Consider the following 18,307-nt stretch of genomic DNA (forward strand, 5'->3'; position numbering starts at 1 on the left):
CTCACCTACTGGCATCCAACAACTCCTCGAGTGACTCGTGCAGCAATGATGCGAGGACATCCACGTCGGGCATGGCATCGCGGTCCGCATTCAAACCGTAATAGATGTTGCCGTCGTACGACGTGAGGGCAACGCTGAGCGCCTGCGTCTTGAGCAACGGCGACACCGGGTACATCGCAAGGACGCGCGCTCCCGCGAGATACAACGGGTGCTGGGGGCCCGGCGCGTTGGTGATCATGAGGTTGAACATTCGTTGCGAAAACCCCGTCGCCACCCGCGCACCCACGGCGTGCATCGTGGCGGGGGCAAAGCCCGACAGCCTGATCATCGTCTGCGCGGCGATCCGGCGACGCTGCCGCGAATACGCCTCCCCGGCGTGCGAGATGTGGGACAGACGTACCACCGCATTCGGTTCGCCCACCGGTAGATCCACCAGGAACGACGACACCTCGCCCTGGGGATGGACCTGAATGGTGTCACTCGCGGCGGCCGGCCCCTCCTGTTTCTGTATGTACACCGACATCGGCACCATCGCGCGGACTGTCGTCGCTTCGGTGAGCGGTTCTCCACGCGACAACAGCCAGTAACGTAATGCGCCCGCGATGACGGCAAGGACCACGTCGTTGATCGTGCATCCGTAGCGGGCATGGATCTTTCGATAGGGTTCGAGATCGGACTGCACAACAGTGAACCGCCTGCTGCGTGAGATGGAGGCATTCAGCGGCGATTCCGGCGCGGACTGCGCAGCAGTCCTCGCAAGCCTGCCCACCACATCGACAGTTTCGGTAACCGTCGACGCGATATCGCCCAACGCAGCGCGCACCGCTGCCACGCCCTCCCCGGGCCGCGCCACCACGCCCGCAAACGCACCCACAAGCAACGCTATGTCGGACGGCTCCCGCTCAGGCATCCAGAGTTCTTCGGCGACCTCGCGCGGCTCGGGCGTGCGATCGAATAGCACCTGCCCGATCTCGAGGGAGTCCTCGCCGTCGACGAGTGACGAGTGGGATTTGGTGAACAACGCTGCCCGGCCGTCGGCGAGACCTTCGACGAGATACATCTCCCACAGCGGACGCGTGCGATCGAGCGGACGAGAGATCAAACGCGCGATCAGGTCGAACAGCTGCTCATCCGATCCGGGCCGGGGCAGCGCCGAGCGTCGCACGTGGTAGGTGATATCGAAGTCCCGATCATCCACCCAGACCGGACGTGCCATACCGAAGGCCACTTCACGGACCTTCTGCCGGTACCTCGCGACCTCCGGGAGACGCGTTTCCACGAGGCGGACGACATTCTCGTAGTCGAGCCCGCCCTCCTGCGGTTCGAGGATCGCCAACGATCCGATGTGCATCGGGGTGTTGCTCGTCTCCAGGTAGTAGAACGATGCGTCCTGCGCCGTCATTCGGCTGGTCATTGCGAAGCGCCCCCCTCGATCCCGTCGGCATCTTCCGATGCCACACCGATATTGAAGAGTACGGCCAACTCCTCCCTCGTCGCGCGCGGAACGTGGTGGTGGACACCGACCATCCCCACCGCGGTGGCCCCGCGAACATTCACGACGAGATCGTCGACGAACACACATTGCGACGGTTCCAGCGCCAATCGTTGTGCCACGAGAAGATAACTGGCTGCATCGGGTTTCGCTACGCCGACGTCGCCGGACAGGACGACCTCATCGACCATCAGGTCCGTCCGCAGGCGGCGCAGCGCACGGGCACCGGGCCCTGCTCCACCGGGATCGTTACTCAGGATCGCCGCGCGCACACCGCGACTGCGCAACTCGGCCACCATCGTCCACAGCGCCCGAGCCTCCGTACCCGGTCCGGCGAGGACCCCTCCGAAATCCAAGATCAATCCGCGCAGCACTGTTCGCTCCTCGGCTTCTGATCACGTCACCCGAGCCTACTGCGCGACAATATGTCACGATGTCCCCGGTTCCGTCCTCTCCCGGAGCCTGCCACCGACCGGTGTCCGCCGGCCGGTACCAGCCGACGCCCCGGGAGTCTCGCGTATGTCACCTCCACAGTCCGGTCGCTTCATCCGGCCCGTTCCACATTTCGAGCCGCCGGTTCAGGAGCCCTGCACCGCGCACCGCCCGCATGCGCTACCCCGGACCACCCCGCACTCCGGGCGATCCGGACGAACTCGCACAGCAGCGGAGCGGCGTCGACCGCACCAGTGGGCGCACACGGTGCCGAACAGGGACGTCGATGCGAGCGCGCACCGGTTCGCAGACCTCGCCGTGAGGCTCGTTCTGGAAGTCGTGGACGGCCGCCGACCGGACGCGCAGCTCGCGACGGTCCTCACGCCGGCCCTGGTCCAGACCTTCGGTGCCGCGCGTCGTGCGCGAGGCGACGCGGACTCGGCAGTCGTGCTTCGCGCACGTCTGCAGACGGTCGATGCCCGCACGGCAGAACTGTTCGGGTCCTACGCGCGCGGGCATCGGGTGTTCGCGATGGCCGGACGGGTCGTACGTGCACCGGCACGCGGACACACCCGTCACGGATGGGTGATCACGACCCTGTGGCTCGGCTGAAAAGGATCAGCCTTGCCGGTTCGTCTTGGTCTTGGCGTCCTTGCGCGCAGCGGCGCGGCGTTGTCGGCGCGTCCCGCTCTGCTGGGGGTTTGCCCCTTCGCTCGGGCCGGTACTGCGGGCCACATGGGCACGACCGTCCTCCGCCGGACCGGTGTACGTCAATCGACGCTCGGTCTCGTCGAGTCCTTTCGCGCGCAGGGCCATCGGAGCAGGCTGCGGCCGCGGTGGCGCAGGCTGCTGCTGTGGCTGCTGCTGAGGCTGCTGCTGAGGCTGTGCAGGTTTGGTCAACGAGGGTGCGTTGCGGGCAGCCGCCGCAGCGGACGCGGGGGTGACGGCAACTCCGCCTCCCGGGGTCTGCGGCTGGGATGCATTCGCCTCGACCTGCAGGTTGAACAGGAAACCGACCGATTCCTCCTTGAGACCTTCGAGCATGCCGGTGAACATGTCGAAGCCTTCACGCTGATACTCGACGAGCGGGTCGCGTTGGGCCATCGCTCGCAGACCGATGCCCTCCTTCAGGTAGTCCATCTCATAGAGGTGCTCGCGCCACTTGCGGTCCAGGACGGAGAGCAATACACGACGCTCGAGTTCGCGCATCGCGCCCTCACCTGCGATGCTCTCGATCTCGGTCTCGCGGCGCGCGTATGCTTCGCGTCCGTCCTGCAGCAGGATCTCGCGCAGCTCATTGCGGTCGAGATCCTCGTTCTCCGCGACGAGCTTCTTGTAGTCCACAGCAACCGGGTAGAGCGTCTTGAGGGCGGTCCACAGCTGCTCGAGGTCCCAGTCCTCGACGTACCCTTCGGCGGCCGCACCGTCCACGTATGCGGTGACGACATCCGTGAGCATGTGCTCGACCTGGCCTTCGAGATCCTCACCACGCAGGATCCGGCGACGCTCCTCGTAGATGACGGTGCGCTGCTGGTTCATCACCTCGTCGTACTTGAGAACATTCTTGCGGATCTCGTAGTTCTGTTGCTCGACCTGAGTCTGCGCGCTCTTGATCGCCTTCGAGACCATCTTCGCCTCGATCGGGACGTCGTCGGGCAGATTGAGACGTGTCATGATCGATTCGAGGGCCGCGCCGTTGAACCGTCGCATCAATTCATCGCCGAGCGACAGATAGAACCGGGACTCACCCGGGTCGCCCTGACGGCCGGAACGACCGCGCAGCTGATTGTCGATACGCCGCGACTCGTGCCGCTCGGTACCGAGGACGTACAACCCGCCCGCCTCGCGCACCCGGTCGGCGTCGGCCTTGACCTCGGCCTTGATCTGTTCGAGGGCCGGATCCCACGCAGCCTCGTACTCCTCGGGAGTATTGACCGGGTCGAGACCGCGCTTACGCAATGCGATGTCGGCAAGGATGTCGGGGTTGCCACCGAGTACGACGTCGGTGCCACGGCCGGCCATGTTGGTCGCCACAGTGACCGCGCCGGACCGGCCCGCCTCAGCGATGATCTGAGCCTCCTGCTCATGGAACTTCGCGTTGAGGACGCTGTGGCGCACGCCCTTCTTGGTGAACTGCTTCGACAGGTACTCCGAACGTTCGACGCTGGTGGTACCGATCAGAACGGGCTGGCCTTTCTGGTGCCGCTCGACGACGTCGTCCACCACGGCGGCGAACTTCGCCTCCTCGGACTTGTAGATGAGATCGCCCTGATCCACGCGGATCATCGGGCGGTTCGTCGGGATCGGGATGACGCCGAGGTCGTAGATCTGATGGAGTTCGGCGGCTTCGGTCTCGGCCGTACCGGTCATGCCCGAGAGCTTGTCGTAGAGCCGGAAGTAATTCTGCAGTGTGATGGTGGCGAGGGTCTGGTTCTCCGCCTTGATCTCGACCTTCTCCTTGGCCTCGATGGCCTGGTGCATGCCCTCGTTGTACCGGCGGCCCGAGAGCACACGCCCGGTGAACTCATCGACGATGACGACCTCGCCGTCGCGAACGATGTAGTCCTTGTCCCTGGTGTAGAGCTCTTTCGCTTTGATCGCGTTGTTGAGGTAACTGACCAGCGGTGAGTTCGCCGCCTCGTACAGGTTGTCGATGCCGAGTTGGTCTTCGACGAATTCGACGCCGGCCTCGTGCACACCGATGGTGCGTTTCTTGATGTCCACCTCATAGTGGACATCGGCCTTGAGCATCGGCACGATGCGCGCGAACTCCGCGTACCACTTGCTCGACGCGTCGGCCGGTCCCGAAATGATCAGCGGCGTGCGCGCTTCATCGATGAGGATCGAGTCGACCTCGTCGACGACCGCGAAGCTGTGCCCGCGTTGCACGAGATCGTCGAGGGAATGCGTCATGTTGTCGCGCAGATAGTCGAAGCCGAACTCATTGTTCGTGCCGTATGTGATGTCGGCCGCATATGCGGCGCGGCGCTGGGCCGGAGTGAGTCCGGAGAGGATCACATCCGTCTCGAGGCCGAGGAACCGATGAACACGGCCCATCCACTCGGAGTCGCGCTTGGCGAGGTAGTCGTTGACGGTGACCACGTGGACACCGTCGCCGGACAGAGCATTGAGGTAGGCCGGAAGAACACAGGTGAGAGTCTTGCCTTCACCGGTCTTCATCTCGGCGATATTGCCGAAGTGCAGGGCCGCGCCACCCATGATCTGCACGGTGTAGTGCTTTTGACCGATGACGCGCCACGATGCTTCCCGAGCCGTTGCGAACGCCTCAGGCAACAGGTCGTCCAGGGTTTCCCCGTCCTCGAGCCTGCCGCGGAACTCTGCGGTCTTGGCCTGCAGCTCCTCATCGGTCAGGCTTTCGAACTCCGGGGCGATGGATTCGACGTGCTCTGCGATGTGCTTGAGCCGCTTGACCATGCGACCTTCACCGAATCGGAGCAGCTTCGTCAGCGACAGCACTGGTGTGTTCGTCCTCAATCTCGGGTACCTGCACGGACAAGAAAATCCGGCCGAGGCCTTTCGGACCCCGGCCGGATTCCATGGTAGGCGTTCTATCGAGCGGACGGCGATGGCGACTACCTCATCGCCGCCTCACACAGACGTCATCCGAGTCTGAGCAACCCGTAGTCGAACGCATGGCGGCGGTACACCACCGACGGTTTGTCCGTCTCCTTGTCGTGGAAAAGGTAGAAGTCGTGGCCCACGAGTTCCATCTCGTACAGTGCGTCGTCGACCGTCATCGGATCTGCCCTGTGTTCCTTGGTACGGACGATCCGGCCGGGGCCCTCCGGTTCCTGCTCGTATCCGTCGAGGTTGATGTCCGGCGAGATTCCGAGCGAGTCGTCTTGCGCGAGCTCCGCTGTTGCCTCTGCAACCGATACCGGGGTCTTGTCCCCGTAGGAGACCTTACGGCGGTCCTTCGTGCGACGAAGCCGCGACTCGAGCTTGGCCGTCACCGACTCGAATGCTGCATAGAAGCTGTCGGCCGCGGCCTCCGCGCGAACGACGGGTCCTTTTCCTCTGGCCGTGATCTCCACCCTCTGGCAACTCTTCATCTGGCGACGGTTGCGCTCGTGCTGTAGTTCGACGTCGAACAGGAAGATCGTCGGGTCGAACCGTTCGAGCCGAGCTAGCTTCTCCGACACGTAGATCCGGAAATGATCCGGTACCTCGACGTTGCGGCCTTTCACCACCACATCGGCGTTCACGGTCTGCGGAGCGGAGTCGCCGGTATCGGCGACCGCGACGGTGGAATTCGAAGGGGTCGTCACTCGTACCTCCCGAGTACGGCCGGCGCAGCACGCGCACCGGCAGGATCGATGAGCGCCTCGGCGCTCTGCCCGACACGAGACAGATCGAGTATTTCTACCCGTCTACCTTGTTGTTTCCGGGTCTGAGGCCGACGGTAGTACGTAACCGGAAGGTCCGCCACTGTTCCGATCGAATTCACTTTTTCGGCAGTTCGCCGCCTATCACACAGACCCGCTCAGGCATGTGCGATCGCCAGAATTCCGGACGTCCGAAACCCCTCTTTTCGGAGCACTCGGACAGCCTCGGCCGCAGTTGCGCCGGTGGTGACAATGTCGTCGATCACGAGCAAGGGAAGTCCTCGCGGTACAGAGGCGGCCCGAATCGAGATGCGTCCGGCAAGGTTGGCCTGCCGCTGACGCGCCGACAAGCCGACGGAGTCGCGTACCCCGGCATCGGTGACCAATACGGGATGTACGTGGAGCAACCGATCGTGAGAGGCCGCGCACCGGGCCATCCGGGTGACCGGGTCTCCGCCGCGCGCTCTCGCTGCCCTGGCGCGGCTCGGTGCAGGCACCACGAGCAGAGGCCCGCCGGGGATCTCACCCCATCGCCGCAATCGGGCGATCGCGACCGCCACCGCCAATCCGAGTGGTGTCGCGAGGTCGCGGCGACCGCGCTCTTTCGCAGCGACGACAGCGCTGCGCCGAGCGCCGGAGTACGCCCCGAGCGCCCACACCGGCACCCCCGGGTCGACCCGCGCATGCACCCGCGCAGGCGAGTCGTTCAAAGTGCGGGCGCACCTCCGGCACCACGGAGTGCCTGGCGTCTCACAGCCGCCACAGCGGACGGGCAGCACCAGGTCGAGGAGCGCTGAGAGCACCTGCACAGTGTGCCGGGCCGGTACGACAGGTCAGCCGGGCAACACCGGCACCGCGGTCAACCCGGCCAGGCCTGGCACTTCCCGCCAGTACCGGTCACCTGCAGGATCGCTGTTGTTCAGTTGGAAGACCGCTCTCGTGTCGGCGACGTACTCGGTGGTGGTCGATGCTTCGACCGCGACGACCGGTGGTGTCAGGTTCCGGCTCGGAAGCGCGTCCATCCGCGATCCGTCGATCGCGATCTGAACGACGGGAATGTCGGAGGCCGAGCGGGAGACCACGACTGTGTCGGAAGTGCTCCAGTCCAGCGACAAGGCGGGCCCGCCCAGATCGAACGCTATCTCGCGGGGACTCGTGAGCGAGAACTCACCGTTCGGGGTCTGCACCACGATCGCGATATACACGCGTCCGTCGATGATCATCGCGGCGCGCACACCGTCGCGCGACAGACGCAATTCGCTGATGCGGCCGCCGAGCGCGCGGAACGCTCCGGCCTCGACCCCCACGACTGTGACGCGTCCGCTACCCGGTTCTCGGACCGCCCTCACGACGGCAGTGCCATTGACGACCGCCCACACGGAATTGCTGTCGGGTGCCCACGACGGCCGGGTGATGGACGCTCCTTCGACAGCCGGTTCCGGCGTTCCGTCGTTGTAGGCACCGACCACGAGCTCCGCGGCAGGCTCGGGTGCCGGCCGACCGGTGTCCGCTACGGCCGCAAGAAGGGCTCCGTCGCGCGACATCCCCACCGAACGAAGGTTGTCGACCGAACCGAAGAAGCCCTGAACCGGCGTGACGCCGGTTTCCGCGACACTGACCAGACTGCCTCCGAGAAGCGCATGCAACCCGATCGGTGTCCCCGAAGTCGCCAGTGGATTCATCGTCGCCACATCCGCGGTGGTCCACCCGTTGGGGTAGCGCTCATCCAGAGGCTGTCCGTCCGAGAGGAGGACGTACGGCCCCGCGATCTCGGCGTTGGCCAGCGTCCAGATCACCTGAGCGGCGAGGAGTTCCCTTGCCGGTTCCGCCAGCGACGCGAGTCCGCCGAAATCCACTCGGATCCCGCCGAGGCCCACGCCGACCTGACTGGTCCGGCCGTCCGCCTTGGTGATCGGACCGAGGATCGTCGTGTCGGCCAGCTCGTTGTGCACGGCGGGCGCAAGCGAAGGTTTGGGTCCTTCGATGAGGAGCCCGATCAGCTGCGTCGCCGCTTGCTCGGGGGTTCCCGATATCCATCGCGGATCGGGAACGACGGTGCTGCCGTTGGGAGTGACGAAGTACAACGACCGACGTTGATAACTGTTGAGGAATCGAGCCTTGTCCATGATCACGCCCGGCGGCGTCTCGTCGATCCGCCATTCGCCGTTGTCCCGGACCAGCGTGAACTTCGCTTCGAGATCACCGTTGTCGGCGCGGTAGAGGCCGCCCTCCTCGAGATGTCCGACGATGTTCGCGCGCACGACGTACTTGGCGGTGTTGTCGTCACGCTCCTCGGCCAGCACATCGACCTTGTCGACGATCGTGGCACTGGCTGCGTCGTCCCACCGCGCCGACATCTCCGAGGTGAGGAACTGGCGAGCCGCGACGTGGCGGTTGGTGGGGTCGGTACTCGCCTGGAGGAAGTCTCGCAGGAGCAGGTCGGGTTCGCGTCCCGGTTCGGGTGCAGGCACCTCCGTCGTCGCCGGGCCTCGGTCGATCGTTCCGATGGCCTGGGGCGATGAGGAATCGGGAAGGCTCGCACAACCGGACGCCACCAACGCGAGCGCCGACAACAGGGCGATCACGCAACCGACCACACGTGAGCGTCGGTAGCTCATGTCGCGGCTCCTTCGGATGGTGCAGGCTCATTCGTTCCGGTGCTGTCGCTCGTTCCGGTCTTTTCTGGACCGGCCGCGTTCTCGACGCCTCCCGCGTTCTCGCCTTCCGGAACTTCCGGCGGGGGCTTGCCCTGGACCGCACGAACCGCAGTGGGCACGAGCGGGAGTGGGCTACGGCCCGCCTTGCGCCCCCGCACGCGTGGCAACGTCAACCGGAAGCTCGCGCCTCGACCCGGCTCACCCCACGCTTCCAGCTTGCCGTTGTGCAGATTCGCGTCCTCCACACTGATCGCCAGTCCCAGACCGGTGCCACCCGAGCGTCGTACCCGCGACGGATCGGAGCGCCAGAATCGGTTGAAGACGAGCTTCTCCTCCCCCGGGCGCAGGCCGACGCCCTGGTCGCGCACGACGAACGCGGCCGCATTGTCGTCGGCACGTAAGCGCAGCAAGATCGGTTTGCCCTCGCCGTGGTCGATGGCGTTGGCGAGGAGATTGCGCAGGATCCGCTCGACACGACGCGGATCGACGTCCGCGTTGACGGCATCGTCCGGCAGATCCACGATCAATTCGGTCGCTGTCTCGCGCGCGAGATGACGGACCGTCCCGATCGCCGCCCGCGCACACATGCGCAGGTCCAGCTGCTCGGAGGCGAGTTCTGCCACTCCGGCGTCGTGTCGACTGATCTCGAGGAGGTCGTTCAGCAGTGACTCGAACCGGTCGAGTTCGGCGACCAGCAGTTCGGATGCACGCTTGAGGGAAGGATCCAGCTCGTCGCTGCCGTCGTGGATGAGATCGGCAGCCATCCGGACAGTGGTCAACGGAGTGCGTAGCTCGTGGCTGACATCGGAGGTGAACCGCTTCTGCAGGTTGCCGTATTCCTCGAGCTGGGTGATCTGCCGCGACAGGCTCTCCGCCATCTCGTTGAACGACATCGCCAGGCGAGCAATGTCGTCCTCACCGCGCACCGGCATGCGTTCCTTGAGCCGACCGTCCGCGAAGCGCACCGCGATACGCGAGGCCGAACGAATCGGCAGAACCACCTGGCGGGCGACGATCATGGATATCGCTGCCAGCAACACCAGGAGCACACCGGCACCGACGAGAAGGGTTCCGCGGACCAACGCGAGGGTACGTTCCTCGCCGGCCAACGGAAATACCAGATACAGCTCGAGCGTCGAGATGTCGGACTCGGTCGGGCTACCCATGATCAGTGCCGGACCCGAATATCCGTCCGGGTCGTCGACCGTCGCGAATTGGTAGGCGATCTGATCGTTCTGCACGAACGCGCGCAGATTCTGCGGGATCTGGTCGGCTGCCCCGCTCGACGTCGGCGCTCGTGGCCCGTCGCCGGGGACGATGAGCACCGGATCGAAAGTCCCGGCGACGCCGGTGTCCTGCCCTGCATCACTTCCCCTGTTGGTCAGGCTCGCGGCAGCACCGTCGAGCCGGACTGTGAGAGAACCGGAATCGTCGGCTCCCGCGAGCTGGGCTTCCACCAGAGCACGAGAGCGTTCCATCTCCTCGGTGGCGGCATCGATCTTGACTTCGAGGAGACGGTCGGTGATCTGGCTCGTGAGGACCACCCCCAGCACGAGCATCACGATCAGTGAGAGGGAAAGGGTCGATGCAACGACCCTCAGCTGAAGTGATCGACGCCAAGTATGCGCGAGCCCACTGCTCAGCGTGCGTGACCACCTCAGCAGCGGCAGAGTTCTCCGTGTGATCCTCCGCCGCAGACGGTACCCACGGATCACGGCGGTCCGGCCTTGTAGCCGACCCCCCGGACAGTCAGCACGACCTCGGGATTCTCGGGATCCTTCTCCACCTTCGCGCGCAGACGCTGCACGTGAACGTTCACCAGTCGGGTATCAGCGGCGTGACGGTACCCCCACACCTGCTCGAGCAACACCTCACGTGTGAACACCTGCCGCGGCTTCCGGGCGAGTGCGACGAGTAGATCGAATTCGAGCGGCGTGAGGGAGATCTGCTCCTCGCCGCGGCTCACCTTGTGTGCGGGGACGTCGATCGCGATCTCGCCGATGGACAACATCTCGGCGGGCTCCTGCTCGGTGCGGCGCAACCGCGCCCGCACCCGCGCGACGAGTTCCTTCGGCTTGAACGGCTTGACGATGTAATCATCGGCGCCGGACTCGAGACCGAGGACGACATCGACGGTGTCCGACTTCGCGGTGAGCATGACGATGGGCACGCCCGAATCCGACCGGAGCACCCTGCACACGTCGATCCCGTTCATGCCGGGCAACATCAGATCGAGCAGGACGAGATCGGGGCGGATCTCGCGCACTGCGCCAAGAGCCTGAGTCCCGTCGCCCACCACGAAGGGTTCGAACCCTTCACCACGCAGGACGATCGTGAGCATCTCTGCGAGTGCAGAATCGTCGTCGACAACCAGAATCCTCGGCTTCATGACCTCTATCGTGTCACTCCTTGACCGTTGTGAAGCAGATTTGAGATCTGAACGGCGAGTTGTCGCGGGTCGGAATCCGGTCCGGCCACAATCCACTCCGACGCCCACCGGTCCGCCGCAAGCCCGTCGTACACCGCACCGGTGCGTGCCTGTAGGTCGGTGTCGCGCTCGTAGGCATCGCGCTCACGCGTGGAATCAACGGCCTCCCGCGTGCGCGCGCGCTCGGCGGCGAGATCGACGGGGACCCGCAGCAGCACTTGCAGATCCGGTCTCGGAAGGCCGAACCTGCCGAACTCCAACTCGCCCACCCACTCGACGGACGGTCCCGATGCCGACTCGTGGTGCCGGGCAGCGGTATACGCGGCGTTCGATGCCACATACCGATCGAGCAGCACAATGTCGTTGCCGGCGAGAAGCTTTCGGAGTTCGTCCACCGCGTCACGGCGATCCAGCGCCCACAGCAGTGCCATCGCCTCGATACTGGAGGCGGTGTCGCCGTGCCCGCCTCGCAGGGCCTCGGCCCCGAGGTCGGCGTGCACGGATTCCCCGTATCGAGGGAAGGCGAGCGTCGCCACCGACGCACCGTGCGCACGCCAGGTCTCGACGAGGCCGGCGGACAACGTCCGCTTGCCTGCCCCGTCGAGACCTTCGACGACGATCAGAACACCCATGCTGCTCGAGTTTCTCGTAGCTCCGGACCGTAGCCGTATCAGTAGCGGTAGTGCTCGGGCTTGTACGGACCCTCGACATCGACGCCGATGTATTCGGCCTGCTCCTTGGTGAGTTTGGTGAGCGTGCCACCGAGCGCCTCGACGTGGATCCGCGCTACCTTCTCGTCGAGATGCTTGGGCAGGCGGTAGACCTCGTTGTCGTACTCGTCCGGCTTCGTCCACAGTTCGATCTGTGCGATCACCTGGTTCGCGAACGAGTTGGACATGACGAACGACGGGTGACCCGTGGCGTTGCCGAGGTTGAGCAGACGCCCCTCGGACAGGACGATGATCGTGTGGCCGTCGGCGAAACGGAACTCGTCGACCTGCGGCTTGATGTTGATCCGCGTGACATCGGCGGCACGTTCGAGCCCTGCCATGTCGATCTCGTTGTCGAAGTGACCGATGTTGCCCAGGATCGCCTGGTGCTTCATCGCCTTCATGTGCTCGAAGGTGATGATGTCCTTGTTGCCCGTCGAGGTGATCACGATGTCGGCGCGGCCGATGAAATCCTCGACGGTGACAACGTCGAAGCCGTCCATCATCGCCTGCAGCGCGTTGATGGGGTCGACCTCGGTGACGGACACGCGTGCACCCTGGCCACGCAGCGCTTCGGCGCAGCCCTTGCCGACGTCGCCGTAGCCGCAGACCAGTGCCGCCTTGCCGCCGATCAGGACGTCGGTGCCGCGGTTGATGCCGTCGAGCAGGGAGTGGCGGGTCCCGTACTTGTTGTCGAACTTGCTCTTGGTGACCGAATCGTTGACGTTGATCGCCGGGAACGCCAGCTCTCCGGCAGCCGACAGCTGGTAGAGCCGCAGCACACCCGTCGTCGTCTCTTCGGTGACGCCCTGCACGGACTCGGCGACGGTGGACCACTTCTTCGAGTCCGCGGCGAGCGACTCGCGCAGCAACTGCAGGAACACCTGGTACTCGGTGGAGTCCTGCTCCTCGTCCGTCGGCGGCACGACACCGGCCTTCTCGAACTGGGCACCCTTGAGGACGAGCATCGTGGCGTCGCCACCGTCGTCGAGAATCATGTTGGCCGGCTCGCCGGGCCACGTGAGCATCTGCTCGGCTGCCCACCAGTACTCTTCGAGAGTCTCACCCTTCCACGCGAACACCGGCACACCCTTGGGCTCGTCAGTGGTGCCGTGCGGGCCCACCACCACGGCTGCCGCAGCATGGTCCTGCGTAGAGAAAATGTTGCACGATGCCCACCGGACCTCGGCGCCGAGCGCGACGAGCGTCTCGATCAGGACCGCGGTCTGCACCGTCATGTGCAGCGAACCTGAGATCCGCGCACCCTTCAGCGGCAGGACCTCGGCGTATTCACGGCGCAGCGCCATCAATCCCGGCATCTCGTGCTCGGCCAGCCGGATCTCTTTGCGGCCGAACTCGGCCAGCGAGAGATCGGCGACCTTGAAATCGAGCCCGTTGATCTGGTCTGCGACAAACGTGGTGTCTGACACTGTGCGGATGCCTCTTCCTATCGGCAATCGGTGGATGCCCACCAGGCTATACAACACTCGGCCGTATGACCTGCCCCAGCCCGGCTCACCGTGCACTCAATCCGCCACGGTGACCTTCTCGACGAAGGGCACGAGGATGTCGGCGAGCTCTGCCGCGACATCCGACCCCGACGTCGGGGGCATCGAAATGAAACTCAGCGCCACGCGCACGACGACGCGGGCCAGCATCGCGGCGTCCTCAGCGGGTGCCGAGATCCAGCTGTTCGCGAAAGTGTCGGCGAGTCTGCCTGCGCCCCGCTCGAGGATCGGCGCGGCGTCGGTCGTGATCAAGCGCAGCAGGTCGGGTTTGGCCTCGCCGTCGAGCAATGACCGCACGAGCGGGTCTGCCGCAGATGCGACGAAGTACGACGCGAATCCGTCGACGAGGGCTGCGCGCGCATCACCGACGTGTGCATACACCGAATCCCCCACCGTATCGGCAAATTCGTCGACGAGGCGCAGCGCGTACCCCTGGGCGAGGCCGTTCCGAGACGAGAATTCCTTGTAGAGCGTCTGCCGACTGATCCCGGCCGCACGGGCAACATCGCTCATGGTGACCGAAGACCAGTCCCGTTCGAGGAGCAGACCGCGCATGGCGTCGAGGATCGTCGCGCGCAGCAGGACCCGGCTCGCCTCGTGGAAGTGACGAGGGGACTGTCCGTGCACCGGTGCCATGACCGTGACGGTCTCACGACCGTGCGGGTGCGTCAAAGCGCACAGCTCATCGCCGGACGATCTCGATCATCTCGAAATCGGCCTTCGCCGCGCCGCAGTCCGGGCACGACCAATCGTCAGGGATGTCGTCCCACCGGGTGCCCGGATCGATACCCTCCTCGGGCCAGCCCTGTGCTTCGTCGTATTCGAATCCGCAGACGAGGCAGCGGAACAGTCGGTACGCGTCGGTCATGATTCCTTCTCGAAGTCGGCCGTCCGGTCCTGATTCGCATTCGATGTGGCGCGGTGACGGGCGAGGATCGTTTCGCGGCGCCTGGGGTGCACGTTGATCCGGGAGATATCTCCGGAGTAGTGCTCGAGGACTCTGTGGTCCATCACCCTGCGCCACAGCGGCGGGAAGTAGGCGAGCGTGAGCATCGTCGCGTAGCCCGCGGGCAGCTGAGGGGAGACCTCCATGCTGCGCAGCGTCTGGTAGCGCCGTGTCGGATTCGCGTGGTGATCGCTGTGTCGCTGCAGGTGATAGAGGAAAACATTCGTCACCAGGTGGTCGCTGTTCCAGCTGTGCGCAGGGGTACACCGCTCGTACCGTCCGCTCGCCGTCCGCCGGCGTAACAATCCGTAGTGTTCGAGGTAGTTCACGACTTCCAGCAGACTGAAACCGAACACGGCCTGGATCATCAGATACGGCACGATCCCGATCCCGAATGCTGCGATGAGCACGGCGAACAACACGACCGAGATGAGCCACGCACTCAGCACCTCGTTGCGCAGCGTCCACACGGGGTGGCCGAGACGCTCCAGCCGGTCACGTTCGAGCCGCCAGGACGAACGCAGGCTCCCGACCACACTGCGCGGCAGGAACTCCCAGAAGCTCTCTCCGAACCGCGCCGAAGCCGGATCCTCGGGTGTCGACACCCGGACATGGTGGCCACGGTTGTGCTCGACGTAGAAATGACCGTAGAAGGACTGCGCGAGCGCGATCCGCGACAGACGTCGTTCCAGCCGGACGGTCTTGTGTCCGAGCTCGTGCGCGGTGTTGATGCCGATGCCCGCGACCACACCCACCGAGATCGCGAGGCCGATCTTCGAGACGACACCGAGGCCACCGTCGATACCGAGCCACGACAGGTCCCCGGACGACCACAGGTAGCACGCCCACACCAGCGTCGCGAACTGGAACGGTAGGTAGAGGTAGGTGCAGTACCTGTAGAAACGGTCGTTCTCGAGCGCCTCGACGATCTCGTCGGGTGGGTTCTCGCCATCGGGGCCGACGACAAGATCGAGGGCGGGGACGAGCACGAACACGAGGATCGGCCCGATCCACCAGAGAACCGGTGTGACCGAGTCGAGCCCCAGCCGGTTGCCGCCCCAGACCAACGCCGTGGCCATGAAGACCGCGGTCGGTGGGACGAGACCGAGCAACCAGAGGTATCGCTTGCGGTCTCGCCATTGCGATGCGGAGGGGTTCTGGACCCCTTCTGTGCGCGTGGCCATGCCCATTCCCCTTCGAGTCGGAGGTAGATGACCTACATCACCCATTGATTGACATTACCCGAGCAGTCGTACGCGGTCTAGACAAATCTGTGCTTTTGTAATCGGTCATAGCCACGCATAAAGGGGCGCTCCCGTAGGAGCGCCCCTCATGCGACAGTTCCAATTCGTCCGAGCCGGTGCGCTCGCGAGGTCACCTGTCCGCGCGGTCCCCCCCGAGACGAGCACGGAACACCTGCACATCGACATCACCAGCGATGACGTCCAGCTTCGGATCGGACGCGGGAAGCCACACCGAGCGACCCTGCCCCAATACGATGCTCTCTCCGCCACACTCGACGGTGGCCGACCCCGACGTACACAACAGGATCTGCGGTCCGCACGGCGCCAGCGACACCGTCTCCCCCGCCTCGAGTTCGAGCCGCGACAGAGCGAACTCCGGCGCCGGCGTGCGATACCGCCATTCATGCGTGCCCACCGGGTCGGCCTCGAGGACAGGGACATCCGGTGAGCCGAAATCGAGCACTCTCAACAGTTCCGGCACATCCACGTGCTTGGGAGTCAAGCCACCGCGCAGGACATTGTCCGAGTTCGCCATGATCTCGATGCCCATCCCGTGCAGATAGGCGTGCAGGTTCCCGGCGTCGAGATACAGGCCCTGCCCCGGCTCCAGAGTGATCCGGTTCAGCAACAACGATGCGAGGACACCCGCATCACCGGGATAGATCTCGGCGAGCTGCAATGCGGTCCGCACCTCGGCAACGAACTCGCGGGGCACATCGCCTCCGGTCGCGAGATAGGTCACGCACCCATCCAGGACGCGTGGAACGAGCGCGGACAGCGCCTGCGCAGGCAACGTGATCCACGTGGTGAACAAGGCGCGGAGGCCGTCGGAGTCCGGCTGTCCCGCAAGCAGGCCCACATAGGGATCGAGTTCGGGCACGCGCAGCGCCTCGAGCAACTCGACGGTACGAGCCGCATCGCGGAAACCCGCGAGCGCCTCGAAACGCGTCAACGCAACAACCAGTTCGGGCTTGTGGTTCGGGTCGCGGTAGTTGCGCACCGACGAGTCGAGTGGCACACCGAGCGCTTCCTCGCGCGCATAGCCCTCGGCGGCCTGCACGGCACTGGGATGCGCCTGCAAGGACAACGGTTCCTCTGCCGCGAGCAGCTTCAACAAGAACGGCAGCCTCGGCCCGAACCGTTCGACGCTGTCGTCACCCAGCTGCGCGGGAGGGTCGTCATCGAGCAGGTCGAGCAATGACACCGGTGCCTGACCGTCGTCGACCACCCGAGCCGGATCCGCCGGGTGCGCGCCGAACCACAGTTCCGCTTCGGGATGATCGGACGGCACGGTCCTGCCGCACAAGGTGGCAATGGCAGTGCGCGAACCCCACGCGTAGGAGCGCACCGCACCTTCGAGACGGTGCACTACCGACCACCGGCCAGTCGCAGATAGGCCGCAGCCAATTCCAGTCTCGCGGTCAGTACGGCCACCTGTTCGAGCACAGATGGGACCTCACGGGCTTCGAACTCCCCCACAACAGACACCAATTCCATATCCGGTAGTGCCGCGGCTCGGCGTCGCGCGGCCGGTCGGTCCTCGTCCGTGCTGAGCACGAACACCCGTACCGGTGCGGCCGGCGCGGGCCCGTCCAGTTCTTCGTCGTGGAAGAACGGGTCGTACGCGTCGGGACCAGCGGTCGAGTCGAGCAGACGATTTCGTGCCACGAGCGCGTCCGGTAGCGCCGCCGGGGTGGCGATCACACCGGCAACCATCAACAACGAATCCGTGGCGTGTCGCGCCAGCACCGCGGTGGTCTGCGAATCACCCGCAATCACCACGCGGCGCGACAACATCCGCGTCGCCAGCGACTTCGCCGGGTTCTCGAAGACCTCGTTCGACGGGTGGTCACGCGCAGACTCTGCATCGACCGAATCGGCGATCATCCCGAGATCAGGGAGCGCGCTGCCGAGACGGGAGGCTTCCAGCGAGTCCAGCACCGCGCAGAACACAGCGAGGTGCCGCGCGAACGCATAGGCGGTCGGCACATGTACACGCGGCGCCAGCACCAGCGCGCGACCCGCAGCCACCGATCGAACCGGCCCTTCGTCGGGGGCGTCCACCACGACCTCCGCACTTCGCCGGAGCGCACCGTCGATGGACGCGGCGAGCGCCGGATCACCCGCGTCGTCTCCCGCCACGACGACGATATCGAGCGGACCGACCCAGGGGGGTGTGGCGGGAACGGCAACGAGTGGCACTGCACAGCGATCCGAGAAGAGAGCGACTACAAGTTCCGCTGCGCGACCGGCGCGGACGTCCCCGCCGACGAAGACGACGCTGCGTGGATGGACGCCATGAAGACGGCCGCGCACGCCCTCCTCCGCAGCAGAGACGCTCGCGCGAATCTGCGCACCCCCGAGTGCGGCGCTGCGCAGGATTCCATCGACATCGGCCTCGATGAGTGCACTCGCATCATCGAAGTCGAACAGCGGCGAGGGAGCCGTCACGACCGCGCCCCCTTTCTCTCCTCACAGAATCGAGTCGGCCCCGATACGGCACGCGCACGGGGTACTTCGATTATCACTGCCACGAATGCTTCC

General features: G+C 65.2%; 16 protein-coding genes. 1 reads left to right on the forward strand and 15 read right to left on the reverse strand.

From position 1 onward, the window contains the following. Window position 1: 1 nt before the first annotated feature. Together ACTDXD_RS00805 and ACTDXD_RS00810 are read right to left on the reverse strand one after the other, a co-directional pair. Entirely contained in the window at window positions 2-1,414 is a 1,413-nt protein-coding gene (locus tag ACTDXD_RS00805; protein ID WP_440125332.1) for a WS/DGAT/MGAT family O-acyltransferase, read from the reverse strand. After that, a complete protein-coding gene (locus ACTDXD_RS00810; RefSeq protein ID WP_440127484.1) occupies window positions 1,411-1,863 on the reverse strand; it encodes an HAD-IA family hydrolase in 453 nt (150 codons plus the stop codon). The genes ACTDXD_RS00805 and ACTDXD_RS00810 overlap by 4 nt, the downstream gene beginning before the upstream one ends. A 328-nt stretch (window positions 1,864-2,191) precedes the next feature. Between ACTDXD_RS00810 and ACTDXD_RS00815 the strand changes: the two genes are divergently transcribed. Then, complete coding sequence (locus ACTDXD_RS00815) at window positions 2,192-2,536, forward strand: Rv3235 family protein (protein ID WP_440125333.1); 345 nt, start codon at window positions 2,192-2,194, stop codon at window positions 2,534-2,536. Between the two features lie 6 nt (window positions 2,537-2,542). Here the strand turns inward: ACTDXD_RS00815 and secA are convergent, their stop codons facing one another. The 13 genes from secA to ACTDXD_RS00880 form a co-directional block, all read right to left on the reverse strand. After that, window positions 2,543-5,359 carry a preprotein translocase subunit SecA gene (gene secA, locus ACTDXD_RS00820; RefSeq protein WP_440127485.1) on the reverse strand — a complete coding sequence of 939 codons (2,817 nt, stop codon included), beginning with the start codon at window positions 5,357-5,359 and terminating at the stop codon, window positions 2,543-2,545. A 185-nt stretch (window positions 5,360-5,544) separates the two neighbouring features. After that, complete coding sequence (gene hpf, locus ACTDXD_RS00825) at window positions 5,545-6,213, reverse strand: ribosome hibernation-promoting factor, HPF/YfiA family (protein ID WP_440125334.1); 669 nt, start codon at window positions 6,211-6,213, stop codon at window positions 5,545-5,547. Window positions 6,214-6,428: 215 nt separating this feature from the next. Next, window positions 6,429-7,073: a ComF family protein gene (locus ACTDXD_RS00830; RefSeq protein ID WP_440125335.1), complete on the reverse strand. Its 645-nt coding sequence runs from the start codon at window positions 7,071-7,073 to the stop codon at window positions 6,429-6,431. Window positions 7,074-7,103: 30 nt separating this feature from the next. Beyond that, window positions 7,104-8,888, reverse strand: coding sequence for an MtrAB system accessory lipoprotein LpqB (gene lpqB / locus ACTDXD_RS00835; protein WP_440125336.1), 1,785 nt, complete (start codon window positions 8,886-8,888; stop codon window positions 7,104-7,106). After that, window positions 8,885-10,588: an MtrAB system histidine kinase MtrB gene (gene mtrB, locus ACTDXD_RS00840; protein WP_440127486.1), complete on the reverse strand. Its 1,704-nt coding sequence runs from the start codon at window positions 10,586-10,588 to the stop codon at window positions 8,885-8,887. Before mtrB ends, lpqB begins: the two co-directional genes overlap by 4 nt. A 50-nt stretch (window positions 10,589-10,638) precedes the next feature. Further along, the gene (mtrA, locus tag ACTDXD_RS00845; RefSeq protein WP_281499284.1) at window positions 10,639-11,316 is read right to left on the reverse strand and encodes an MtrAB system response regulator MtrA; all 678 of its coding nucleotides are present in this window, start codon (window positions 11,314-11,316) and stop codon (window positions 10,639-10,641) included. 5 nt (window positions 11,317-11,321) lie between these two features. After that, a complete protein-coding gene (locus tag ACTDXD_RS00850; protein WP_440125337.1) occupies window positions 11,322-11,987 on the reverse strand; it encodes a dTMP kinase in 666 nt (221 codons plus the stop codon). Between the two features lie 38 nt (window positions 11,988-12,025). Continuing rightward, on the reverse strand, window positions 12,026-13,495 hold the full coding sequence (gene ahcY, locus ACTDXD_RS00855) for an adenosylhomocysteinase (RefSeq protein ID WP_440125338.1): 1,470 nt from the start codon (window positions 13,493-13,495) through the stop codon (window positions 12,026-12,028). A 96-nt stretch (window positions 13,496-13,591) separates the two neighbouring features. After that, entirely contained in the window at window positions 13,592-14,209 is a 618-nt protein-coding gene (locus ACTDXD_RS00860) for a TetR family transcriptional regulator (RefSeq protein WP_440125339.1), read from the reverse strand. A gap of 46 nt (window positions 14,210-14,255) precedes the next feature. Next, window positions 14,256-14,441, reverse strand: a complete 186-nt coding sequence (locus ACTDXD_RS00865) for a rubredoxin (RefSeq protein WP_440125340.1) — start codon at window positions 14,439-14,441, stop codon at window positions 14,256-14,258. After that, the gene (locus ACTDXD_RS00870) at window positions 14,438-15,703 is read right to left on the reverse strand and encodes an alkane 1-monooxygenase (RefSeq protein ID WP_440125341.1); all 1,266 of its coding nucleotides are present in this window, start codon (window positions 15,701-15,703) and stop codon (window positions 14,438-14,440) included. The genes ACTDXD_RS00865 and ACTDXD_RS00870 overlap by 4 nt, the downstream gene beginning before the upstream one ends. A gap of 190 nt (window positions 15,704-15,893) precedes the next feature. After that, window positions 15,894-17,132, reverse strand: coding sequence for a mannose-6-phosphate isomerase, class I (gene manA, locus ACTDXD_RS00875; RefSeq protein ID WP_440125342.1), 1,239 nt, complete (start codon window positions 17,130-17,132; stop codon window positions 15,894-15,896). After that, the gene (locus ACTDXD_RS00880; RefSeq protein ID WP_440125343.1) at window positions 17,132-18,214 is read right to left on the reverse strand and encodes an SIS domain-containing protein; all 1,083 of its coding nucleotides are present in this window, start codon (window positions 18,212-18,214) and stop codon (window positions 17,132-17,134) included. The genes manA and ACTDXD_RS00880 overlap by 1 nt, the downstream gene beginning before the upstream one ends. Window positions 18,215-18,307: the final 93 nt, after the last annotated feature.

It is taken from the genome of Rhodococcus sp. SJ-3, from assembly GCF_051918125.1.
In the GTDB taxonomy this organism is placed as follows: domain Bacteria; phylum Actinomycetota; class Actinomycetes; order Mycobacteriales; family Mycobacteriaceae; genus Rhodococcus.